This is a genomic window from Iodidimonas sp. SYSU 1G8, from assembly GCF_039655775.1.
Lineage (GTDB): Bacteria > Pseudomonadota > Alphaproteobacteria > SMXS01 > SMXS01 > RI-34.
This window is the reverse complement of record NZ_JBBYXJ010000001.1, coordinates 589,305-612,511: the sequence shown is the minus strand read 5'-3', so window position 1 is coordinate 612,511 and position 23,207 is coordinate 589,305. Positions and strand designations below refer to the sequence as shown.

At 65.4% G+C, this 23,207-nt stretch carries 22 protein-coding genes and 2 tRNA genes; 7 read left to right on the top strand and 17 right to left on the bottom strand.

The genetic code is table 11. The features are described 5' to 3' along the window. The first annotated feature begins 10 nt into the window (after window positions 1-10). Window positions 11-712: a glutathione S-transferase gene (locus WJU17_RS03040; RefSeq protein WP_346325865.1), complete on the top strand. Its 702-nt coding sequence runs from the start codon at window positions 11-13 to the stop codon at window positions 710-712. Between the two features lie 19 nt (window positions 713-731). On the opposite strand, the gene WJU17_RS03035 is transcribed toward WJU17_RS03040, so the two are convergent. Both WJU17_RS03035 and WJU17_RS03030 read right to left on the bottom strand, forming a co-directional pair. Further along, the gene (locus WJU17_RS03035; protein WP_346325864.1) at window positions 732-1,511 is read right to left on the bottom strand and encodes an SDR family oxidoreductase; all 780 of its coding nucleotides are present in this window, start codon (window positions 1,509-1,511) and stop codon (window positions 732-734) included. Next, window positions 1,508-1,837, bottom strand: coding sequence for a nuclear transport factor 2 family protein (locus WJU17_RS03030; RefSeq protein ID WP_346327382.1), 330 nt, complete (start codon window positions 1,835-1,837; stop codon window positions 1,508-1,510). Before WJU17_RS03030 ends, WJU17_RS03035 begins: the two co-directional genes overlap by 4 nt. Window positions 1,838-1,963: 126 nt before the next feature. On the opposite strand from WJU17_RS03030, the gene WJU17_RS03025 reads away from it, so the two are divergent. Continuing rightward, window positions 1,964-2,866 (top strand): LysR family transcriptional regulator, encoded by a 903-nt coding sequence (locus WJU17_RS03025; RefSeq protein ID WP_346325863.1) that lies wholly within the window; start codon window positions 1,964-1,966, stop codon window positions 2,864-2,866. 164 nt (window positions 2,867-3,030) lie between these two features. Here WJU17_RS03025 and WJU17_RS03020 read toward each other — a convergent pair whose 3' ends face one another. From WJU17_RS03020 to WJU17_RS02995, 6 genes are all read right to left on the bottom strand, one after another. Next, window positions 3,031-3,912, bottom strand: a complete 882-nt coding sequence (locus WJU17_RS03020) for a hypothetical protein (RefSeq protein ID WP_346325862.1) — start codon at window positions 3,910-3,912, stop codon at window positions 3,031-3,033. A gap of 26 nt (window positions 3,913-3,938) precedes the next feature. Beyond that, complete coding sequence (gene guaA / locus WJU17_RS03015; RefSeq protein WP_346325861.1) at window positions 3,939-5,486, bottom strand: glutamine-hydrolyzing GMP synthase; 1,548 nt, start codon at window positions 5,484-5,486, stop codon at window positions 3,939-3,941. A gap of 10 nt (window positions 5,487-5,496) precedes the next feature. Further along, the gene (locus tag WJU17_RS03010; protein ID WP_346325860.1) at window positions 5,497-6,768 is read right to left on the bottom strand and encodes an RsmB/NOP family class I SAM-dependent RNA methyltransferase; all 1,272 of its coding nucleotides are present in this window, start codon (window positions 6,766-6,768) and stop codon (window positions 5,497-5,499) included. 6 nt (window positions 6,769-6,774) lie between these two features. Then, window positions 6,775-8,226, bottom strand: a complete 1,452-nt coding sequence (gene guaB / locus WJU17_RS03005) for an IMP dehydrogenase (RefSeq protein ID WP_346325859.1) — start codon at window positions 8,224-8,226, stop codon at window positions 6,775-6,777. Window positions 8,227-8,299: 73 nt separating this feature from the next. Then, the gene (locus WJU17_RS03000) at window positions 8,300-9,010 is read right to left on the bottom strand and encodes an RlmE family RNA methyltransferase (RefSeq protein ID WP_346325858.1); all 711 of its coding nucleotides are present in this window, start codon (window positions 9,008-9,010) and stop codon (window positions 8,300-8,302) included. After that, a complete protein-coding gene (locus WJU17_RS02995) occupies window positions 8,994-10,046 on the bottom strand; it encodes a Ppx/GppA phosphatase family protein (RefSeq protein ID WP_346325857.1) in 1,053 nt (350 codons plus the stop codon). Before WJU17_RS02995 ends, WJU17_RS03000 begins: the two co-directional genes overlap by 17 nt. A 114-nt stretch (window positions 10,047-10,160) precedes the next feature. Here WJU17_RS02995 and WJU17_RS02990 point away from each other — a divergent pair. After that, window positions 10,161-10,234, top strand: a tRNA-Gln gene (locus tag WJU17_RS02990). Window positions 10,235-10,301: 67 nt separating this feature from the next. Here WJU17_RS02990 and WJU17_RS02985 read toward each other — a convergent pair. Together WJU17_RS02985 and WJU17_RS02980 are read right to left on the bottom strand one after the other, a co-directional pair. After that, window positions 10,302-10,769, bottom strand: a complete 468-nt coding sequence (locus tag WJU17_RS02985; protein ID WP_346325856.1) for a hypothetical protein — start codon at window positions 10,767-10,769, stop codon at window positions 10,302-10,304. A 63-nt stretch (window positions 10,770-10,832) separates the two neighbouring features. After that, window positions 10,833-12,158 (bottom strand): NCS2 family permease, encoded by a 1,326-nt coding sequence (locus tag WJU17_RS02980; protein WP_346325855.1) that lies wholly within the window; start codon window positions 12,156-12,158, stop codon window positions 10,833-10,835. A gap of 110 nt (window positions 12,159-12,268) precedes the next feature. Between WJU17_RS02980 and WJU17_RS02975 the strand changes: the two genes are divergently transcribed. Beyond that, window positions 12,269-12,865 carry an AAA family ATPase gene (locus WJU17_RS02975; RefSeq protein WP_346325854.1) on the top strand — a complete coding sequence of 199 codons (597 nt, stop codon included), beginning with the start codon at window positions 12,269-12,271 and terminating at the stop codon, window positions 12,863-12,865. Window positions 12,866-12,935: 70 nt separating this feature from the next. Continuing rightward, window positions 12,936-13,745: a sulfotransferase gene (locus WJU17_RS02970; RefSeq protein WP_346325853.1), complete on the top strand. Its 810-nt coding sequence runs from the start codon at window positions 12,936-12,938 to the stop codon at window positions 13,743-13,745. Between the two features lie 18 nt (window positions 13,746-13,763). On the opposite strand, the gene WJU17_RS02965 is transcribed toward WJU17_RS02970, so the two are convergent. The 5 genes from WJU17_RS02965 to WJU17_RS02945 form a co-directional block, all read right to left on the bottom strand. Next, a complete protein-coding gene (locus WJU17_RS02965; protein WP_346325852.1) occupies window positions 13,764-14,171 on the bottom strand; it encodes a GFA family protein in 408 nt (135 codons plus the stop codon). Between the two features lie 10 nt (window positions 14,172-14,181). Further along, window positions 14,182-14,964, bottom strand: a complete 783-nt coding sequence (locus WJU17_RS02960; protein ID WP_346325851.1) for an SDR family oxidoreductase — start codon at window positions 14,962-14,964, stop codon at window positions 14,182-14,184. Between the two features lie 39 nt (window positions 14,965-15,003). Beyond that, window positions 15,004-16,182: an acyl-CoA desaturase gene (locus WJU17_RS02955; RefSeq protein ID WP_346325850.1), complete on the bottom strand. Its 1,179-nt coding sequence runs from the start codon at window positions 16,180-16,182 to the stop codon at window positions 15,004-15,006. Between the two features lie 115 nt (window positions 16,183-16,297). Beyond that, on the bottom strand, window positions 16,298-18,655 hold the full coding sequence (locus WJU17_RS02950) for a TRAP transporter fused permease subunit (protein ID WP_346325849.1): 2,358 nt from the start codon (window positions 18,653-18,655) through the stop codon (window positions 16,298-16,300). After that, window positions 18,652-19,659: a TAXI family TRAP transporter solute-binding subunit gene (locus WJU17_RS02945; RefSeq protein WP_346325848.1), complete on the bottom strand. Its 1,008-nt coding sequence runs from the start codon at window positions 19,657-19,659 to the stop codon at window positions 18,652-18,654. Before WJU17_RS02945 ends, WJU17_RS02950 begins: the two co-directional genes overlap by 4 nt. A 152-nt stretch (window positions 19,660-19,811) precedes the next feature. Between WJU17_RS02945 and WJU17_RS02940 the strand changes: the two genes are divergently transcribed. After that, the gene (locus WJU17_RS02940; protein ID WP_346325847.1) at window positions 19,812-21,437 is read left to right on the top strand and encodes a peptide chain release factor 3; all 1,626 of its coding nucleotides are present in this window, start codon (window positions 19,812-19,814) and stop codon (window positions 21,435-21,437) included. 61 nt (window positions 21,438-21,498) lie between these two features. On the opposite strand, the gene WJU17_RS02935 is transcribed toward WJU17_RS02940, so the two are convergent. Next, window positions 21,499-22,005 (bottom strand): hypothetical protein, encoded by a 507-nt coding sequence (locus tag WJU17_RS02935; protein ID WP_346325846.1) that lies wholly within the window; start codon window positions 22,003-22,005, stop codon window positions 21,499-21,501. A gap of 106 nt (window positions 22,006-22,111) precedes the next feature. Then, complete coding sequence (locus WJU17_RS02930; protein ID WP_346325845.1) at window positions 22,112-22,900, bottom strand: SDR family oxidoreductase; 789 nt, start codon at window positions 22,898-22,900, stop codon at window positions 22,112-22,114. A gap of 205 nt (window positions 22,901-23,105) precedes the next feature. Between WJU17_RS02930 and WJU17_RS02925 the strand changes: the two genes are divergently transcribed. Next, a tRNA-Lys gene (locus WJU17_RS02925) sits at window positions 23,106-23,181 on the top strand. Window positions 23,182-23,207 lie beyond the last annotated feature (26 nt).

Sequence of the window (23,207 nt, the reverse complement as noted above, 5' to 3'; positions counted from 1 at the left end):
AGCCGCCGACATGTCCGACTATACCCTTTACTACTGGTCCGTGCCGTTTCGCGGCCAGTTCGTGCGCGCCGTGCTCGCCCATGCCGGCAAGAGCTGGAACGAAGCCGGCGACGCGGCGATTTCCGCCCTGATGGAGGGCGAACTGGCCGACATGCCCGTGCCCTTCATGGGACCGCCCCTGCTTGTCGACAACGGGACCGGCGCCGCCATCGCCCAGATGCCTGCCATCCTCCTCTATCTGGGCGAGACGCTGGCCCTCCTGCCTCCCGAGCCTGCCATGCGCGCCCTCGCCCTGAAGAGCGTATGCGATGCCAACGACCTGATCGATGAGCTGACCCTGGACGGCGGCCGTCAGATGTGGACGCCCGAGCGCTGGCGCGACTTCGTGCCGCGCCTGCGGAAATGGATGCGCCTGTGGGAAGACACCGGCCGCCGTCACGGCCTGAAGCCATACAGCGGCTACCTGCTCGGCGGCGCCGCGCCCGGCATCGCCGACATCGTCACCGCCACGCTGTGGTCGACGATGACCGAGCGTTTCCCCCGCATCGGCGAGATTCTCGATGATACCGCCCCGGTGACCGCCGCCCTTACCCGCCGCGTCGCGGCCCTGCCGCCGCTGGCCGATCTGGCCGAAAAGACGCGGCAGGATTACGGCGCGGCGTGGTGCGGCGGGCAGATCGAGGCGTCATTGAGAAGGGTCGTTGCCTCCTAGCGGAAATTCTTCGACGCCCTCACACCGTCGGCACCGTACCGCCATCGATCACATACTCGGTCCCGGTGATGGTCCCGGCCCGGTCGGACGCGAGGAACGCGATCAGGCTGGCCACCTCCTCCGGCGTCGAGGGCCGGCCGATCGGGATGCCGCCCAGCGAGTTCATGATCATCCGCTTGCCCTGCTCCACATCCACGCCGTGCTCCGCCGCCAGCCGCATCGCCAGGTCCTTGGATGCCTCGGTATCGATCCAGCCGGGCGATACCCTCACCACCCGCACTCCGTGCGGCGAGACCTCTTTCGACAGGCTCTTGCTGTAGGTGGACAGCGCCGCTTTCGCCGCGGCATAGGCCGTGGTCGCCTCCGGCAGCGGCAACACCCGCTGGATCGACGTCACGTGAATGACCGCGCCCTGCCCGCGCGCCACCATTCCCGGCACAAGCCCGCGGTCGAGCCGGACCGCGGGCATCAGGTTGAGGTCCAGCTCCCTGCGCCATTCGTCATCGCCGAGCGCGGCAAACCCGCCCGCCGGCGCCGACGAGCCGCCGAGCATGTGAACGATGATGTCCACCCCGCCCAGCCGCTCGGCCACCGCCGCGACCAGCGCCTCGCAGTCCTCGGCCCGCGTGAGGTCCGCGCGCACGAAGTCCGAGGCAGGGATCGTGTCCGGCCGTGTCCTCGCCGTCGTCAGGACCTGGGCGCCCAGTTCCCGGAACAGGGCCACGGTCGCGGCGCCCGCGCCGCGCGTGCCGGAGGTGACCAGCGCGCGCTTACCTTCAAGGGTGAGGAACGGCCTCACGGGATGATCTCCAGCGCCGCGATCCGGCCGCCCTCCAGGACGAAGAAATACCGCAGATCCACCGGACTGCCCGGGAAGTTCCCCTCCAGATGGCTGGTGACGACCACCCGTTCGCCCTCTTCGGCGAGCGCGAACGGCTCGACCGTGTAGGTGTATTGCGTCGAGGAGTCGGCCATCCACTGCCGGATCGCCTCGCGCCCGCTGTAGGTATTCCCCTCGTCCGTCACGACAGCCGCGTCGGTGAAGCATGCGGCGACCGATTGCGGGTTCCTGCCCTTGTCGGCCGCGAAGTAGTCCGAAATTACCGCCGGTAGAGTGATCGCCATCATTCGTCTCCGTTGTGTCCAGTGCCTGGGATGCCTCGGCATGGTTGAGGCACGGACACTCTACCCCTGGACTTTTGCGGCGATAATTGGGACAAATCGGGATAAAGTGTTGCGATTGGCGGGATAATGTCCAGGCACGGCCTGATCGATCTCGATGCGGTGCTCGCCATCGCGCGGCGCGGTTCCTTCCGCGCCGCGGCGCTCGAGCTGGGGCTGTCGACGACCGCGCTCAGCAATGTGATCGGCAAGCTGGAGCAGCAGCTGGGCGTGCGCCTGTTCAACCGCACCACCCGCAGCGTATCGCTGACCGACGCCGGGCGGGACTTCGTCGCCCGGATCGGCCCGGCCCTGCACGACATCCACGAGGCGATGAACGCCGCCCGCTCGCAGCAGGAAACGCCGTCCGGCACGCTGCGCATCAATGCGTTCCCCACCGCCGCGCGCGAGATCATCTCGCCCCTCGTGCTGCGTTTCCTGCGGCTCTACCCGAGGGTTCACGTCGATCTGGTCACCGAGGGGCGGCTGGTCGACATCGTCGCCGATGGCTTCGATTTCGGCGTCCGGAGCGCGGACCTGGTACCCAGCGACATGATCGCCCTGCCCCTGGGTCCGCCCCGGCGCAACGCCGTGGTCGCCGCGCCCGCCTACTTCCAGGCGCACGAGCGGCCGCGCGTGCCGCCGGACCTGCTCGGCCATGCCTGCATCCGCATCCGGCTCCCGAACGGGGCGCTCTATCGCTGGCAGTTCGAAAAGGACGGCCAGCCGGTGCAGGTCGACGTCACCGGCCGCATCACCCTGGACGAAGCCAGCCTCGCCCGCATCGCCGTGCTGGACGGCATGGGCATCGGCTTCTTCATGGAATCGGACGTGCGCGAGGACATCGCGGCCGGACGTCTGGAGCGCGTCCTCACCGACTGGACACCGCCGCTCGCGCCCCTGAGCCTCTACTACCCCGGCCGCCGCCACCCCTCCGCCGCCTTCAAGACCTTCATCGCCCTGGCCCGGGAGATGGCGAAGGAAGGAAGCTGATGGGAAGCGGAACGCTTCGACCGCGTGCGCCACCAGCGCCCCCACAACTTCGGTCAGTTCTGCTCCTGGCTAAGCTTGGATCGGTTCACAAAGCTACCAGAACGACGACCAGCACGCTAAGCTCAACACTATAGACGCCGAGGGCAACCAGCTATCAGGAAAACTTACTTGAAAAAGAGCTGTATTCTCCTGAGTTCATCAATTTCACACAACTCAACCATGCTCGCAATGAGTGCCCGAGTGTTTCTTGAGGCAACTTCATCGGAGCTGCCCTGGATTTTCCGGATGAGGTCACTACTATTCTCTCCGTAAATGTCTCGAATCACCTCTAGAAGGACGTCTAGCACAAGAAGGCAGAGCGCTAGGGATTGTGCGCGATAGGTAACAGATGCATGTAACACGGCAGCCTTTTCATCCTCAAATAACAAAAATTCCTTATGCACAATATAGCCCCAATGGGTAAAGTTCGATAGATAGCCATATATTTTCCCAATAGGCGGATATATTAATTTAAGTTTTTGGATGCAATTGTTGGCCTTCAACGCAACAACTTTATGCTCGTCCGTAGTGATGAACGCCGTTTTGGCCCATGCGCCCATTTCTAGGCACAACCGAAGGATAGGCAGCACTTCAATCAACAATCCTCGATTGGCGAGCATTCTAGCCACATCAAAGGTATCAGGGATCTTAAAAAGTGTAATCTCCGTCCCGATTACCCCAAATGTCTCATCTCCAGCACCGTGAAAATTTTTTAACTCGATTTGTAGTATTTCGGCACTTTCTTTTAGATAATCACTTATTAAGTCGCCTAAATAATTTTTATCTTCTTCATACAAATCTTCAGGAATATATTTTTTTGACGCGTAATCTATCGATTTAAGAAGTAACTGATAGGAAACTGCCGCAGCTGCGATACGTCTACGAAAAGCCGGGTCGCTTTTTCTCGGCATTCCTACGGGTATACCTAACTCCTCACCAATTACAAAATCTAATTCTGTAATAGATTGGATCCGAAAATGATCCATCCAAGGTTGTTTCTTGCTCAAGGGCTATCTACCTAAAGCTGAAAACCTCACTCCCACTCGATCGTCCCCGGCGGCTTCGACGTCACGTCGTAGACGACCCGGTTAATCCCCCGCACCTCGTTGATGATGCGGCTCGACACCCGGCCCAGGAACTCGTGGTCGAACGGATAGTAGTCCGCCGTCATGCCGTCCACCGAGGTCACCGCGCGCAGCGCGCACACATAGTCATAGGTCCGCTCGTCGCCCATCACGCCCACGGTGCGCACCGGCAGCAGCACGGCGAAGGCCTGCCAGATGGCGTCGTAGAGGCCGGCGCGGCGGATTTCCTCCAGATAGATCTTGTCGGCCTTCTGCAGGATGCGGATCTTGTCTTCCTCGATGGCGCCAGGAATGCGGATGGCGAGGCCCGGGCCGGGGAACGGGTGGCGGTCCACCAGCGTCTCGGGCAGGCCCAGTTCGCGGCCCAGCACCCGCACCTCGTCCTTGAACAGCTCGCGCAGCGGCTCGACCAGTGCCATGTTCATGCGCGCCGGCAGGCCGCCGACATTGTGGTGCGACTTGATGGTCACGCTCGGGCCGCCGCTGTAGGAGACGCTTTCGATCACATCGGGATAGAGCGTGCCCTGGGCGAGGAAGCGGGCGCCGCCCACCTTCTTGGCCTCGGCCTCGAACACGTCGATGAAGGTGGCGCCGATGATCTTGCGCTTCTGTTCCGGGTCGGACACGCCCTCCAGCTTGCCGAGGAACAGCGGCCCCGCATCCACATGCACCAGCGGGATGTTGTAATGGCCACGGAACAGGCTGACCACCTGTTCGGCCTCGTCGGCGCGCAGCAGGCCGTGATCGACGAACACGCAGGTCAGCTGGTCGCCAAGCGCCTCGTGCAGCAGCACGGCCAGCACCGAGCTGTCCACGCCGCCCGACAGGCCGCAGATCACCTTGCCGTCGCCGACCTGGGCGCGCACTTCGGCGATCTTGGTCTCGCGGAACGCGGCCATGGACCAACTGGCGACGCAGCCGGCGATGTTCAGCACGAAGTTCTTCAGCAGCTTGCCGCCATCGGGCGTGTGGATCACTTCCGGGTGGAACTGCACGGCATAGATGCGGCGCGCCTCGTCGGCGATGGCGGCGAAGGGCGCGCCATCGCTGACGGCGACGATGCGAAAGCCCTCGGGGATGGAATCCACCCGGTCGCCATGGCTCATCCACACCTGGTGCCGCTCGCCCGGCGCCCAGACGCCGTCGAACAGGGCGCAGTTTTCCTTGATGTCGAGGAAGGCGCGGCCGAACTCCCGGTGATCGGCCTTCTCCACCGACCCGCCGAGCTGCGCGCACAGCGCCTGCTCGCCATAGCAGATGCCCATGATCGGCACGCCCCGCTGCAGCACCGACTGGGGAATGCGCGGCGTGTCGGCCTCGATGACGCTGGCCGGGCCGCCGGACAGGATGATGCCCTTGGGATCGAAGGCGTCGATCATGCCATCGACCTTGTTGAACGGCACCACCTCGCAATACACGCCCACCTCGCGCACGCGCCGGGCGATCAGCTGCGTCACCTGCGACCCGAAATCGACGATCAGGACATGTTCTGTCATGGGGCGGACCCTATTCCTTGCGTTCCAGGACGGCGACGAAAAACCCGTCCGTTTGATGGCTTGCGGGGCTGAGAACCAGATATTCCGGAATGTGCGAAAGCGTATACGGCACTGGCCCTTCGTCCGTCCAGTTGACCGTGTAGGGCAAGGCGGAAAACCCGGGCGCGCGGGCCAGGAACGCGGCGATCCGGTCCTCGCCTTCCTCGGGCAGCAGCGAACAGGTGATGTAGACCAACTGGCCGCCCTTACCCACCAGCGCCGCGCCCGCATCGAGCAGCGAGTCCTGCAGCGCGGTCACCTCGTCCAGCCGCTCCGGCGTCAGGCGCCAGCGCGCCTCCGGATTGCGCCGCCACGTGCCGGTGCCGCTGCACGGCACGTCGAGGATCACGCGGTCGGCGGCGGCGGGCAGCCGGTCGGCCCGGTCCACATACTGGATGGTGCGCGCATCGGCCCGCTTGGCGCGGGGCCGCAGCCGCTCCAGCCGGCGCGCGTCGCTGTCATGGGCATAGATCTGGCCCGTGTTGCCCATGGCGGCGGCCAGCGCCAGCGTCTTGCCGCCGGCGCCGGCGCAGAAGTCGATCACCTGCATGCTCCGGCGCGCGCCGCACAGATGCGCCGCGATCTGCGAGCCTTCATCCTGCACTTCCACATAGCCGCCCAAATACAGAGGATCGCTGGAGATATCTCCATCCTGCTCCAGCCGAAGGCCGGTGGAGATCCACGGCGTCGGCACGGCCTGCGGCAGCGCGGCGCGGGCATCGGCGACCTTGCCCCGCAGCGTGTTGACGCGCAGATCGACCGAAGCGCGGCCGGTCATCCCGTCCATCTCCTCGTCCATGCGCGCGCCGAAACGGCGCCGCAGCGAGGCCTCCATCCAGGCGGGGAAATTGTGCCGCGCCCAGGCCGGCGCCGCCTCAGCATCAGCCGACAAGGCCTTGTCGATAAGGAGAGTTTCCGATTCGCTCAGCGGCTCGGGCGCGTGCGTGTCGCCCTCGAACTCGGCATCGAGCGCCGCCGGCGCCGCGCCGCTCAGGCAACGCTCGAGCAGCACCATGAGACGCGGCGACGCCGCCTCGCCCAGCCGCCACGCCAGCTCGCCCCGCCGGCGCAGCACGGCATAGAGCAGTGTCCCGACCTCGCGCCGGTCCTTCGAGCCGGCATAGCGGCGTTGGCGGAAATAGGCGCGCAGGATGTCGTCGGCCGCCGCGCCGCCGCCGCGTGTGGAGGTGTCGACCGCCGCAACCAGGTCGATCGCGGCCTGGATGCGTGCGCCCGCTCGCATGACGGCTCAGGAACCCGGATAGTTGGGAGATTCGCGGGTGATCACCACGTCATGGACATGACTCTCGCGCAGGCCCGCGTTGGTGATGCGCACGAACTCGGCCCGCTCCTGCAGATCGGGCACGGTCGCCGCGCCGGTATAGCCCATGGCGGCCCGCAGGCCGCCGACCAGCTGGTGCACCACATTGCCGGCCGGACCCTTGAAAGGCACTTGGCCCTCAACGCCTTCCGGCACGAGCTTCATGGTGTCCTTCACTTCTTCCTGGAAGTAGCGGTCGGCCGAGCCGCGCGCCATGGCGCCCACCGAGCCCATGCCGCGATAGGCCTTGTAGGAGCGGCCCTGATAGAGGAACACCTCGCCCGGCGCTTCTTCCGTGCCGGCCAGCAGCGAGCCGACCATGACGCAGTTGGCGCCGGCGGCGATGGCCTTCGCCACGTCGCCCGAGGTCTTGATGCCGCCATCGGCGATCACCGGGATGTTGCCTTTGCCGGCGACGCTCATGACGTCCATGATCGCGGTCAGCTGCGGCACGCCGATGCCGGCGACGATACGGGTGGTGCAGATCGAGCCCGGGCCGATGCCGACCTTCAGCGCGTCGGCGCCGGCGTCCATCAGCGCCCGCGCCGCGTCGGCGGTGGCGATGTTGCCGGCGATCACTTCCACCTGGCCCGATTTCTTCAGGCGCGCGACGGTGTCGATGACGCGGCTGGAATGGCCATGCGCCGTATCGACGACGATCACGTCCACTTCCGCGTCGATCAGCGCGGCGGCCCGGTCCAGGCCCTCATTGCCCACGGTGACGGCGGCACCGACCCGCAGGCGGCCCTTCGCGTCCTTGGAGGCGTTCGGGTGAAGCTGGGCCTTTTCGATATCCTTCACGGTGATCAGGCCGATGCAGCGATAGGCATCGTCCACCACCAGCAGCTTTTCGATGCGGTGCTGGTGCAGCAGGCGCTGGGCTTCTTCCGTGCCCACATTGTCCTTCACGGTGATGACGCTCTGGGTCATCAGGTCGCTGACCGGCTGGGCGGTGTTGGTGGCGAAGCGCACGTCGCGGTTGGTCAGTATACCGACCAGCTTACCGCCCTTCTCGACCACCGGAATGCCCGAGATGCGGTGCCGGGTCATCAGCTCCAGCGCGTGGGAAAGCGGCTGATGCGGCTCGATGGTCACCGGATTGACGACCATGCCGGATTCGAACTTCTTCACCTGGCGCACTTCCTCGGCCTGCTGGGCCGCGGTCATGTTGCGGTGAAGGATGCCCATGCCGCCGGTCTGGGCCATGGCGATGGCGAGCCGGCTTTCCGTGACCGTGTCCATGGCGGCGGACAACAGCGGGATGCCGAGTTCGATCGTGCTTGTAAGACGCGTCCTCGTGTCGACCTGGCCGGGCATGACGCTCGATTCACGGGGCACGAGTAGGACGTCGTCGAAAGTGAGTGCCTCGCGAATGTGCATCGGGACTCCTGATACCCTGCGCCGAAGTGGCGCGGAATATGACACCGAGGCCGCTCGGGTACAAGACCTAGTATCAGCCTTCCGAACGGCCCTTGAATCCGGTCGCGACCACATAGGCTTCGGCGGAATCCTGCCGGCTGGCCTTGGGTTTCGCGTGCCGCACGGACTTGAAGTGGCGCTGCATCATGGCGAGCAATTCGTTCTCGGTGCCGCCTTTCAGCACCTTGGCGACGAAGCTGCCGCCCGGCGCCAGCACCGTGACCGCGAAGTCCACGGCGGCCTCGCACAGGGCCATGATCTTCAGATGATCGGTGGCGCGGTGACCGATGCTCGAGGCGGCCATGTCGCTCATCACCAGATCGACCGGTCCGCCGGCCATCGCGATCAATACATCGGGCGCTTCCGGTGTGAGGAAATCCAGCTGGGCCATCTCCACGCCCGAGATGGCGTCGAACTCGTCCTTGTCGATGGCGATGACCTTGCCCGACGGGCCGACCTTCTTGATCGCGACCTGACTCCAGCCGCCCGGCGCCGCGCCCAGATCGATGATGCGGCCGCCCTTCTTCAGCAGGCCGTATTTCTCGTCCAGCTCGATCAGCTTGTAGGCGGCGCGCGACCGATAGCCCTCGCGCTTGGCGGCGGCCACATAAGGGTCGTTCAGCTGGCGCTGCAGCCATAGGGTCGACGACAGGCGGCGGCCCGAGGCCGTCTTGACCCGCACGCTCAGTTCCCGGTCGCCCGATCCGCGCGTCGTGCCGCGCGTGCTTCTAGGCGGACGCGCCATGAGCGCTCCGGTTCCGGTCTCGGTCGGCATCCATCATCAGATCCAGCAACAGTCCCTCGCGCAGGCCCCTGTCCGCGACGCGAAGGCGCGCGCAGGGCCACATATTGGCAATCGCCTCGTAAATGGCGCAGCCCGCGACGACCAGATCGGCCCGGTCGCGACCCACGCACGGCTCGGCCATGCGCTCTTCATAGCTCATGCCGGTCAGGCGTTGGGAAATTTCGTGAATGTGCTCGCGGGCGATCCACATCCCGTCGACGCGGCTGCGGTCGTACCGCTTCAGGCCGAGATGGATGCCGGCAATGGTGGTGACCGTCCCTGACGTGCCGATCATCTGCACCTGGTGGCAGGCGACCCGCTCGGTCAGCCGGTGCTGCGCCTCGAACGGTGCCAGCATGTCTTCCACATGCTTGACCATGCGGCGGTACACGTCCGGCGTTACCTCGCGGCCGCCGAACATCTCGGCCAGGGTCACGACGCCGCAGGGCAGCGAGGTCCAGGCGCGGATGTCGCAGGCGCGGTCCGGAGTGGCCGCGACCCAGATCAGCTCGGTGCTGCCGCCGCCGATGTCGAACACGAAGGCGAACTCGGATCCGTCGTCGAACAGCGAGATGCACCCCGACACGGCGAGCCGTGCCTCTTCCTCGGGCGTGATGACGTGCAGGTCGATGCCGGTGCGGTCGCGGACCTGCTCGATGAACTCAGCGTGGTTGCTCGCCGCCCGGCACGCCGCCGTGGCCACATGACGCTGCCGGGTCACGCCGCGGCGCTCGATCTTGTCGGCGCAGACCTTCAACGCCTCGATGGTGCGCTCCATGGCCTCGCGCGACAGCGCGCCCTTGTTGGCGACGCCCTCGCCCAGCCGGACGATGCGCGAAAAGGAATCGATGACACGAAAGCCGCCATTGGCGGGTTTGGCGATCAGCAGCCGGCAGTTGTTGGTGCCCAGGTCCACCGCCGCGTAGGTGTGCCCCCAACGCCCTGCACCGGCACCGTTTCCGGTGTGCGTGGCGAGATTGTCGGCTGGATGGTTCACCTGACTCTCGTGCTCCGGAACTGGCGTTGGTTTCACACCAATGTAACTCGCTTTATGAATGGTGCAAGGCGTTGACAGCCACGCGAACTGTTCCTATGTTGCGCCCGCCTTCGTTGGGGGATCGTCTAACGGTAGGACAGCGGACTCTGACTCCGCCAGTCTAGGTTCGAATCCTAGTCCCCCAGCCAAACAGCCTTGAGACAGGCTGTTGACGGTGCCAGGCCACCGCTCCGCTCCGCAGTTCAATGAATTTCTTTACGGTGCGTAGCTGTAGGGCGCCTCGATACCCTCGCAGAAACTCAGATCCCTGGCGATGGTCGGTTCCTTGAGAACATCTTCCCATGCATCGAATCTATCGGCGGCCAAGTCGCCGTAGCGGTAGCCGGTCTCGTGCGCACGGGCCACCGCCTCGCCTTGCGCTTGATTGTAGTCCTGCTGGAGCCGTCTGCTCTGGTGCAAGGCCGCGGCATCGACATGGTATTGACCTTTGTCGATGTACCGGTTTGTCACGCTTGGATCAGCCGCCGCGATGCCCTGGGCCAACATGTAGACCCCGGCACATCGGATGTGGATGACGGCCCAGTTCCAGGTGTCGGAAGACTCGTCATACATGTCCACGAGCGGTGGAAAATCGTCAACCGCCTCCTCTCCAGGAGATTCGATGGGGATCGCCAATGCGAGGAGTGTCGCGGAAAAAAGAAGCGTCGCCTGAACCGATTTCATGCTCATTCACGACCGTTGAAAGGCACGAGACTACGATGGACGGCGTTTGCTTGTCAGCCTCGTTCAACCCGCTCCCAACCAGATGAACCGTGCAAGGAACAGCGCCGCCAGCACGAACATCAGCCAATCCTTGCGCCCTGCCCGCCCCTGAACCAGCTTGAGGACCGTATAGGCGATGACGCCGAACGCAATGCCGTTGGAGATCGAAAAGGTCAGCGGGATGCCGATCAGGGTCAGGAACGCCGGGATGGCCACCGCCGGATCGTTCCAATCCGCCTCGGCCAGCGGCGCCATCATCATGGCGCCGACGAGAATCAGCGCCGGCGCCGTCGCCGCCGCCGGGATCGCCTGGGCGAAGGGCGCGGCGAACAGCGCGAGCAGGAACAGGACGCCCACGGTGATCGAGGTCAGGCCCGTCCTGCCGCCGGCCGAGACGCCCGCCGCGCTCTCGATATAATTTACCACCGGACTGGTGCCGGCGACCGCGCCGACCATGGTTGCCGCCGAATCGGTCAGCAGAACGCGTCTGAGGCGGGGAATCGTGCCGTCCGGGCGCATCAGCCCGGCGCGCCGGTTGACCGCGACCAGGGTGCCGAGATTGTCGAACAGGTCGACGAACAGGAAGATGAAGACGATTTCGATTAGGGCGATGCCGAGGGTGCCGCCGCCCAGGCCGAGGGCGGCGGGAATGTCCAGGCTGAACGCCGTCGAGCCCAAGGCCTCGACGCTGTAGGGTCCGGGCTTGAAGTCGACGAGTCCCAGCGCCCAGGCCAGCGCGGTGGTGGCCAGAATGCCGATGATGATCGCGGCCCGCACCCGCCAGACCATCAGCCCGGCCGTCACCGCCAGGCCGAACGCCGCCAGACCGGCGTTCGGGCTCGCCAGATCGCCCAGCGCGACCGCCGTCGCCGGATTGGCGACCACGATGCCCGCGCCGTGCAGGCCGATGAAGGCGATGAACAGGCCGATACCGGCGGCGATCGCGGCGTAGAGCGACTGGGGAATGGCGGCGAGAATCAGCTGCCGCAGACCGGCCACCGTGAGCAGCAGCATGGCGAGACCCGACAGGAACACGCAGCCCAGCGCCGTTTCCCACGGCAGGCCCATGCCGCGCACCACCGTATAGGTGAAATAGGCGTTCAACCCCATGCCCGGCGCCAGCGCGATGGGCGATCTGGCGAACAGTCCCATCAGGATCGAGCCAAACGCCGCGCCCAGGCAGGTCGCCGCCGCCGCGCCGGCCATGGGAATGCCGGCATCGGCCAGAATGGTCGGGTTGACCAGGATGATGTAGGCCATGGTCAGGAAGGTGGTCAGACCAGCCAGCAATTCGGTCCGGACAGAGGTGCCGTTCTCGCTGAGTCGGAACAGTCGTTCGAGCAAATCCATCATCCGTCGGCAGCGACGGACGGGGACCCGTGCGTCAGGGAAACGTGGGATAAAATGTTCCCGCTTTTCGGGGACCCTGCCAAGAGGATAGACGCCGCAAGGAGCAGACGATGAGGCACAAGGATGAAACCGCATACCGGCCGGCCAACGTACAGGGGGCGTCGGACAGGCTCGTAGTCATCTCCGGTTGCTCGGGCGGCGGCAAATCCTCGCTGCTTGGCGAACTGTCGCGGCGGGGGTTCGCCTGCTACCCGGAAGCCGGGCGCCAGGTCGTGAAGGAGCAGCTGTTCGTCGGTGGTGATGCCCTGCCCTGGGAGGATCTGGGCAAGTTCCTGGAATTGACCATATCGCGCGCCATGAACCACATGATCGACGCCGCGTCGGGCAATGAGACGGCCTTTTTCGACAGGGGCATCATCGATCAGATCGGCGGCTACGGCACGCTGGGCGTGCCGGCCCCCGCCCCCATGAGCAGGGCCGCGGCCCTCCTGCGCTATCGGCGCATCGTCTTCATGGTGCCCCCTTGGGGCGAGATCTACCGCACGGACGAAGAACGCCGCCACGGCTTCGACGAAGCGGTCGCGGCCTATCGGACCCTTGTGAAGACCTACCGGTCGTTCGGATACGACCCGCTGGAAATTCCGCGGGATTCCATCGCGGCCCGCGCGGATTTTGTCATCGCCCGGCTTGCTCGGTCATCGCCATGAGGAAGCCTCTGCCCTAGAGTGGACCCGCCGGTGCTCTCGTACCGGTTGATCCGGCTTCGATGGATGTCTGATGCCCTCTCATGCCCTGTCCCGCGCGCGCTTTCTCGGCAAACGGATCGTTCTTGCCGTGACCGAGCCGCCGCGCTGGCGCGACCGGTCCTGGGTCGATCAGGTCGTGTTCGTCTGCGGCTGCGGCCATAGCGGCACCAGCCTCCTGCTCCGCATCCTCGCCGCGCATCCCGCGGTCTACGCGCCGATGGCGGAGACCAAGGCATTCATGGCGACGACGCCCTGGCCATTCCTGCGCGACCTGCGGCGCGACTGCACGGCGGCCGGCAAACGGGTGCTGGTCGAGAAGACGCCCCAGCACATCCGCCATATGAACCGGATCAGGCAGGCGGTGCCCGGCGCGCGCTTCGTGGTGATGGTGCGCGACGGACGTGATGTGACCGCCTCCATCGCCCGGCGCATCGGCGATCCCGCCGAAGGCATGAAACGCTGGGTCGGCGATACGCTGCTGTCGCGCCAGGCGGAAGCGATGCCCGACACCACGATCTTGCGCTACGAGGACTTGACCGAAGACACCGAAGGTCGGATCCGCGAGGTGTGCCGGTTCATCGGTCTTCCCTTCGATCCGGCCATGCTCGATTATCACCGGACCGCCGTGACCTGGAATGGCACGGATGGCAGCCGCAAAGGCAGCGGTCAGGAAGGCGAAGAGCATCGGGCGCTGCGCGCCTGGCAATTGAACCAGCCGATCTTCAACGGTACAGGACAATGGCGCGGCGACCTGCCGCCCGAAATCGCGGCGCGCTTGTTCGAGGGCGTCCCGGGCGAGTTGATGGCGCATTTCGGCTATGTCGCCGATGCGCCGCCATGATCGGCAGAAGTCTCGGTATTACTCCCGGTGAAACGCCGCGGCGCCTTCGGGGATGGTGAACCAGGGCTGTGCGCTGCCGGTCCAGTAATGCGCTGTCGGGTTCAGGTCGCTCACGTCATCGAGTGTGCCCGCCTTGATGAAGATGATTCCCTGCTCCTTAGCCTGCGGCGTGTCGGTCAGCACGGGCGAGCCGCACGCCGGGCAGAAGGTGCGGTAGACCGCCTGCCCGCTCGTCCCCCGGTCCTCGTAGACTTTCGTCGTGCCCGTCAGCGTCAGCGCCGGACGGGCGAACACCGCCACCACCGACAGGGCCGAACCGGCCTGCTTCTGGCAGTTGCGGCAATGGCATACCACGACGGCGGGCGGATCGGCCGCCAGCGTGTAGCGGACACTGCCGCAGAGACACCCTCCGGTACGCTCGCTCATTTCCGTCTCCCTATCGCGCGGTGAAGCCGCCATCGAGAATCATCTCGCTGCCGTGCATGTTGCTGGCCTCGTCGCTGGCCATGAAGCGGATGCCGGCGGCGATTTCCTCGGGCTTTGCCATCCGGCCCCGCGGATGGGAACGGACCGCCGCATCATAGGCGATTTTCGCTGTCTCGGCCGCGCCCACATCGGCGTAACTCTGGAAGATCGACTCGACCATGTCGGTATCGACGCCGCCCGGATGGATGGAATTGACCCGGACCGGATAGCCGAAGGCGCTGAATTCGAGCGCCAGCGACTTGGTCAGCAGCCGGACCGCGCCCTTGCTGGCGCAATAGGCGGCGTTGAACTCGGCACCGACGATGCCGGCGACGGAAGACACGCTGATGACCGACGCGCCTCCCTCGCGGCGGGGTCCGGCGGCTCGCAACAGCGGCAGCATGGCGCGGATGCCGAGGAAGACGCCATCCGTGTTGATGGCCATGGTCCGCCGCCATGAGGCATAGGTCACGTCCTCGAAGCGCTCGACGATGGAGACACCGGCATTGTTGACGAGAATATCGAGGCGACCATGCCGGTGCTCGATGTCCGCCGCCGCTGCGGCCCAGGCGGCCTCGTCGGTGACGTCAAGGTCGAGCCATTCGGTCCCGGGCGGTTTGCGCGCCGCCGCCGTGCCGTTGGTGCCCGTGGCGATGACCACGGCGCCGGCCTCGATCAAGGCGGCGCAGGTGGCCCGGCCGATGCCGCCGGCCGCCCCTGTCACCAGTGCGACTGTTCCTTCAAGTGATATCATGCGGCTCCCCCCGTTAGGCCCGGGGGACCCTAGCACGGGTCAGGCCGCCGCCGCCACAGGACGCCGCCCCAGCAATTCGTCCCGAACACCCTCGAGCAGGATCTGGCGCGTCCGTTCGACGATATCGTTCATGCAGGGAGAATGAGCGAACATGCCGGAGGCCTTGTCCCTCAATTCGGCGACGGTCGGCATCGCCGGAATGTGTATGGCGTGGAACAGTTCGTCCAGATCGTGGCGGATGGTCTCCACCTTTTCGTCCAGCTGCCGGTGCCAGCGCTCCATCATCTCGGCGAGATCGTGCTGAAGGCGGGCGCGAAGATCCGCGGCGATGGGCGCGACGGGGAAGCTCGCGGCAAGCTGGCCGGCGGCCTTCTCGACGACGGCCTTGGGCAGTTTCTGGCCATATTCGATGGCCCGTGCACTGGGCAGACGCAGGTCCCAGACAAGACCAACGGCCGCGAAGCCGCGCAGCACATAATAGCTGATATCGATCTCGTACCAGCGGAAGCCCTGCTTCACGGAACCCTGATAATGGTGGTGATTGTTGTGCCAGCCCTCGCCGAAGGTCAGCAGCGCCAGCCACCAGTTGTTGCGGGACTGGTCGCCGGTCACGTAACGCTGGCTGCCATGCACATGCGCCAGCGAGTTGATGGCGAAGGTGGCGTGCCAGCACAGCACCGTCGACCACAAAAAGCCGACGACCAGGCCCGACCAGCCGGCAAGGAGCCAGACGACGAGCCCCGTGAGGAACGGCGGCACGTATGGATTGCGATCGAGCCAAACCAGTTCGGGATACTTGGCGAGATCGGGCACAAGGCTCAGATCGGTCTTGTCGAACTTCTCGCTGAAGATCCAGCCCACATGGGAATAGAAGAAGCTGCGCCGTACCGGAGAATGCACGTCTTCAGCCCCGTCGGAATACCGGTGATGATGGCGGTGCGTGCCGGCCCACCACAAGGCGCCGCGCTGCGCTGAACTCTGCGCCAGGAAGGCCAGCACGAACGCAAAGACCCGGCTGGTCTTGTACGTCTTGTGCGAGAAATAGCGATGATAGCCACCGGTCACGCCGAACATGCGCGCGGCATAGAGGCCAGCGCACAACATCAGGTCGGCGACCGACACGCCCGTCCAGATCGCCGCGAAGCAGGCGAGATGGGCGAGAACGAACGGAATGGAGGTGGCGAAAAGATATCGCTCGGCGCGAGGAGCAGGCTGCATCCGGCAGGAAGTCTTTCAACGGACAGGAGTTGGCGCGGCAGGCGCGGACCGTTCTGTCCCATCGGTCGGCGCCCGTGTCTCCCTTATATAGGCGTCCCCGGGTTTTTCAAAACCATCAAGGCGACCGAAGGGACGCGCTGCGGCGCGAACGCCACCAGTGAAGGCTCAATCCGGCGCCGAGCAGCAGCACGCCGGCCACATCCGTGACCGTGCCGATGGCCAGCAGCAAGGCGCCGCCGACGCCGCACAGGACACGCTCGGGAACCGAGGCAGGTCGCCGCGCATAGCCCGTCAGGGCAACACACAGTCCGATGAGCGCGAGGCAAGACGTGCCCGCCACCAGCAGGATCCCGCCCCAATCGGAGGCGCTCGATGGCGCGTCGCCGCTCACGGTGAGCGCCAGCAGTTGAAGGCCTTCCGGTGTGAGACAGAACATCACCGGAATCAGGAACGCGGGCAGCGTGTACTTCCAGGCCTGCATCATGGTGCGGAACGGTTGTCCGCCGGTAATCGCCGAGGCGGCGAACGGAGCAAGCGCGGTTGGCGGCGATACCTCGCCCAGAACGGCATAGTAGAACATGAACATGTGCGCCGCCGGCGCCGGAATGCCGACTTCGGTCAGGGCTGGCACCAGCATCACCGCCGCGATGATGTAGCTCGCGGTTACCGGCAGCGCGGCGCCGATGACCCACATCGCCAGCGCGGCCAGCAGGATTACCATGAGCCTGTCGCCGCCCCCAACCCCGACGATGATCGAGGAGATGGTCAGGCCGAGGCCGGTCAGGTTGACGACCGACACGATCAGGCCGGCGCAGGCGCAGGTGGCGATGATCCCGGTGGTCGACAGGGCGCCGTCGCGCAGCGCGACGATCATGCGGGTCGAGTCTTCGGCCGGCGCCTCGCCCCGGCGCAGCCGTCGGCCGGCCTGGAGCGCGGAAACCGCCATGGCCGCCGCCACCATCCAGAACAGCGCGACGGACAAGCGGTCGTCAAAGAGCGCCCCGAGTCCGTGGTCGCGCGCCAGGCCCGTCGCGCCATAGGCGTATGCCAGAAGGCCGGCCATCGCCCCGGCGCCAAAAGCGGCCGGGGTCACCAGACGGTTCTCGGCCCTCAGCATGGACAGCATGAATGACAGGACGATGGACCAGAACACGGCCATGAAGGCGGAAAAGCCCATGATCAGCAGCGCCGCGATCGTGACCAGCGAGAGGAAATGATATCCATACCGGCTGGTCAGGTGCCACAGGGAGGCGTCCGAGGTCCGCACCGGCGCGATGCGCAACCGGCGCGAATCCGCCTCGGTCGTCAGCCAGCACGAGAAATAATACAGCAGCGCCGGAATCGTCGCGTAGATCACGACCTGCAGGTAGGGCACCTGGAGATATTCCGCGATGATGAAGGCCACCGCGCCCAGCGACGGCGGTGCCAGGATCGCGCCAATGCCGGCCGCCGATAGCATGCCGGCCGCGACGTTGGGCGGATAGCCGCTTCGCTTCAGCATGGGCCAGGCGATCGAGCCGAGCGTGACCGTTGTCGCGACGCCGGAACCGGACACCGTGCCCAACAGGAAGCCGGAGGCGACCACCGCCCGTCCCGGCGCCGACGGCGACGGCTTCTTGCCGAACAGCGCGAAGCACCAGTCGATGAAGAACTGCCCCGCCCCGCCCTTCGCGAGCACCGCGCCGAACAGGGAGAACAGGATGATGAAGGTCGCGGCCACGTCCATGGGCGTCGAGAAGATGCCCTCGAGCGTCAGGAAGTTCTGGGCGATGATCCGCATCACCGAGAAGCCGCGATGATCGAACGGCAGCGGCACATAAGGGCCGAAATAGCAGTAGACGAGGAAGGTCACGGTGATCGCCGGCAGGATCCAGCCGATGGCCCGGCGCGTCGCTTCCAGAATGATCAGCAGCAGCGCCAGACCCAGCGCCAGTTCTTCCATGCTCGGCCGTGTCGCCCGGTTCTTGTAGAGATCGACATTGGTCCACAGGTAGAAGGCGCACCACAGCACCAGCGCGCCGAACACCCAGTCGGAGATCCGCAACCGGGAAAACAGGCGCGTGGACACGGCCAGCGGATAGAGCGCGAAGCAGAGCGCCAGCACGCCGGTAATCGCCAGCGCCAGCGGATTGCCGCCCATCATGCCGGTATCGTTCAGCACGAGCGCGATGACGGCCAGCGCCAGACCCGCGCTGAGCCATTCCTCGATGGTGCTCCGGCGCAGCGGCGTACCCGCCTCCAGCAGTGGCCGGCGCAGGTAGATCAGGCCCAGGGCAATGGCGAGGAAGCTGGCCCGGTAGAACGTCGTGTTGATGGAGAACTGCGTCCAGTAGAGCGCGTATGCCGCAAGCCCGAAGCCGATGGCGCCGGTGAACCACACCATCCAGCCCCGCACCGATTCCGGTTCGCTATCCTCCGGCACCGGGAAATCGAGCGCTGGGCGCTGCGGCTGGCCGGCGGTCCGATCGGTCATGCGCCGGCTCCGCGCGCGCGGTAGAACGCCTTGGCCGCCGGATGGAAGGGAACGGCGGTCTCGCGGGCCGCGCGCTCGATGCTGAGCTTGCGCGCTTCCGGATGGATCGCATGCACCGTGTCCAGATTGTCGAAGATCGTCTTGAGCACGCGTGTCACGAACTCGCCATCGACCTGCGACGACACGACCAGAAGGTTGGCCACGCCGATTCCGGCCACGGCCTCGGTCTGGCCCACATAGATATCGGCCGGCAGGGCGAAAGGTTCATAGATACCGGGCCATTTGCGCTCCATCACCCGCCGCTCCTCCTCCGCGTGCAGGATGCGAAGCGGCGGCTGTCCCATGCTGGCCATGTCGCTGATCGCCGAAGTCGGCACGCCGCCGACCCAGAAAAAACCCGCGATCTTGCCGTCCTTGAGAGCGCTCGCGGATTCCGCCACCGACAGATTGTCGCGCACGATGTCGCGCCGGGGATCGAGACCGGCGGCAGCCAGCGCGCGGTCGGCGATGGCTTCGGTCGAGGAACCGGCCGAGCCGACCGACACCCGCCGGCCCTTCAGGTCCGCGATGCGCTGGATCGGCAGGTTGGCGTTGACCACCACATGCAGGAAGCTCTCATACAGCACCGCCAGCGCGTTGACCTTCTGCGGGCCGACCACGTCGTAGGGCGCGAGGCCGCGAATGGCGTCGAAGGTGGAATCGACGGTCGAGAAGCCGATCTCGGCCTCGCCCGCGTCCAGCAGCATGATGTTGTCCACCGACCCGCCGGTGACCTGCGCCGTCGCCTGGATGTCGTCGCCCTTCTCGGTCAGGACTTTGGCCAATCCGCCGCCATAGGGATAGAACACGCCGCCCGTGCCGCCGGTGACGATCGCCATCCTGAGGCGCCGCGCGAGGGCAGGCATCGGAACGCCGAACGCACTGGCGCCTGCCAGGCCCGCGCTGAGCTGGAGCAGCCTGCGGCGAGACAGGAACGAAGCGCCGGAGTAAGGAAAAAGCGTCACGGATCAACCCTGTTGGCGGCGGATGAGGCCAATAGAGCATAACGGGCCCGGCGAGTCAGGTACAACCGGCCCCTGCCGGATCAACATAAGCGTGGCAATACGCGGCGGTCAGCCGTATATGTGCGGCCAACCCAAACGGCACTGCGAGAACGATGACGGATTCCAGCACGGCCGCCGTGGCGCGGGACCGGACCGGTCAGGCTTCACCGCCTTACGCCTCGCGGCGCACTTTCGCGATCATTTCCCATCCCGACGCCGGCAAGACGACGCTGACGGAAAAGCTGCTGCTGTTCGGCGGCGCCATCCGCCTGGCCGGCAACGTGCGCGCGCGCGGCGAACGCCGCCGCACCCAGTCGGACTGGATGGAGATCGAGCGCAGCCGCGGCATCTCGATCACCAGTTCGGTCATGACCTTCGAGCGCGACGGCATCACCTTCAACCTGCTCGACACACCCGGCCACCAGGATTTCAGCGAGGACACCTACCGCACGCTGACCGCCGTCGATTCCGCCATCATGGTCATCGACGCCGCGAAGGGCATCGAGGAACAGACCAAGAAGCTGTTCGAGGTCTGCCGCCTGCGCGACATTCCGATCATCACCTTCATCAACAAGGTGGACCGGGAAGCCCGCGACGTCTTCGAATTGCTCGACGAGATCGAGAGCACGCTGGCGCTGAATGTCTGCCCCATGGTGCTGCCCATCGGCTCGGGTACCGCGTTTCACGGACTTTACGATCTGGGCGCCAGCCAGCACCTCACCTCCAGTTCGGGCCGCGACGGCAAGTTCGATCTGGCCGTGGACGTCACCGGAATCGACGATCCTGAACTGGAGAAGCGCGTCCCGCCGCACGTGCTCGATCCGTTCCGCGAGATGGCCGAACTGGCCGAGGGCGCCTATCCCGACTTCGACGTCCAGGCCTATCGCGAGGGTCACCTGACGCCGGTCTATTTCGGCAGCGCGCTGAAGGATTACGGCGTCGACCGGTTGCTAGACGCACTGGAACGCTTCGCGCCGCCGCCGCAGACGCAGCCGGCCGAACCGGCGCCGGTTCATCCCTCCGAAGAAAGGGTCACCGGTTTCGTGTTCAAGGTCCAGGCCAACATGGACCCGAACCACCGCGACCGCATCGCCTTCGTGCGCCTCGTCTCCGGCCGCTTCCGGCGCGGCATGAAGCTGAAGCAGGTACGCAGCGGTAAGCCGCTCGCCATCGCCAACCCGATCTTCTTCTTCGCCCAGGAACGCGAGCTCGCGGAGGAGGCCTATCCCGGCGACATCATCGGCGTGCCGAACCACGGCACCTTGCGGGTCGGCGACGCGCTGGTCGAGGGCGAGGATATCCGCTTCACCGGCATCCCCAGCTTCGCGCCGGAAATGTTGCGCCGCGTCCGCCTCGAGGATCCCAGCAAATCCAAGCAGTTGCGCAGCGCGCTCGAGGATCTTGCCGAGGAAGGCGTGGTGCAGGCTTTCCGGCCCATGCTCGGCTCGAACTGGATCGTCGGCGTCGTCGGCCAGCTCCAGCTCGAGGTCATGGCCTCGCGTGTCGCCGTCGAATACAAGGTCGGCATCGCCTTCGAGCCCGCGCCCTTCGAGACCGCGCGCTGGGTCGCGAGCGACGACCCCGCGCAGCTCAGGAAATTCCTCGAGGACCGCCGCTCGGTGATGGCCGAGGACCGCGACGGTGCGCCGGTCCTGCTCGCCCGCAACATGTGGGAGCTGAACCGGACCATGGAGGAATGGCCCCAGATCCAGTTCTACCGCACCAAGGAACGGGCCTGAGTCACTGAAACGGACTCCGGATCGCTCCGGAGCCCGTTCAGCCTACCCTGTGTCGTTCGATCTACCGTGACGGCGCGGGCGCGACATCCCCGGAAGAAGGCACGGGCGCCGTGCGGTTGCGCGGGCCGCTGGTGATCGACAGATCACTGACGGATACCTTCCCGTAACTCAGCTCCATGACATGCGGATCGCCATGGACCGAGCATTCTGTCACCGTCGCGTCGCTCAGCGCATAGCTCGTGCCTCGTCCGGTCAGGACCACGGTCGCGAAATGTTTCCCTTTCGGGCAACTCGACTCCGCGGCCGCCGTTACGAGGACCGTTCCCGGACCTGCGGGCGGCGACGCCGCGGCCGCTCTGCCCTGTGCCATGCCGCCACTCGATGCGCTGCTTCCCGCATTGTGGGCGCCCCATGAAAACGACTGCACCTCGATCGTTCCCGCCGACGCTTCACCTTTAACGCCATCCAGTTTCATCAGATAGTCGGAGGCCGCGTGGGCTCCCGATGATGCCAGAGCAATCGCGAGTGCGCCGGCAGCCAAACGCAGACCCGTCATCCCCATACTCATGTCCCGTCTCCCAAAGATCGCCGCGATTGGCGACATTTGGAATATTGCGCGCACGAAACCATTCGCAAGCAGGGTTGACGGAATTATGCGGTTTGTCCGCCTCCCTTCACGCGAAGGTGTGCATGCCGCCTTCCAGCAGGAACGTCTGGCCGGTGATGTAATCCGAGCCTGGACTGGCGAGGAACACCGCAAGCGGTCCGCCATCACGTTCCGGATCGCCCAGCCGGCGCATGGGAATCTTCTCGACCAGCGCCTGGACGAATTCGGGACGCGCCGTCTTCCACTTCTCGAACGCGCGGGTCTCCAGCGCCGGATTGATCACGTTCACGTTGATGCCGTACTGGCCCCATTCATTGGCGGCCGTGCGCGTCAAAGCGCGGATCGCTTCCTTGGTGGCGTTGTAGCAAGTGTTGCCGGGAAAGCCCGTCTGCCCCGAACTGGAGGCGAAGTTGATGATCTTGCCATAGCCCTGCGCCTTCATGTGCGGGAACGCGGCCTTCATGAACCACAGCGAGGCGGTCGCCCCCGTGCGGAAGGTGTATTCCCACTCGTCCTCGTTCGTGTCCTCCATGGCGACGAACACGGTCGATGGTTGCGGATCCGACTCCGTGCCGAAACCCTGGGCGTTGTTGACGACGATATGCACCGTGCCGAAGGCCTGCACGGTCGTCTCGACGGCGCCGAACACCTCGTCGCGCTTGCCCACGTCGCAGGCGATACCGATGGCGGTGCCGCCAGCGTCGTTGATTTCCTTGGCCACCGCCTCCACCGTCGAGGGCGTGCGGGAGACGACCGCGACCTTGGCCCCTTCGGCCGCATAGGCCAGCGCGATGGCGCGGCCGATGCCCCTGCCCGCGCCCGTGACGATGGCAACTTTGTCCTGCAGCTGTTTCATGTCCAACTCCCGCTTCGCTTGCACTGAATGACAGGACGCCCCAAACGTCCCGCTGAAACCGTACGGGAGCCCTGGGAACGACACAACAGTCGTTTTAAATGACACGTGTTGGACGAATGAAAGACCAGGCGAGACAGGGATTGACCGGCATGGCCGCCAACCGTATGGTCCGCGCGTTTTCGGAGCCTTCGGTTCCGTCTGGTGAGGGCTCGTAGCTCAGCTGGTAGAGCAACGGACTTTTAATCTGTAGGTCCCGGGTTCGAGTCCCGGCGAGCTCACCATCTCCCTCTGTGAGGGACTTTCATTA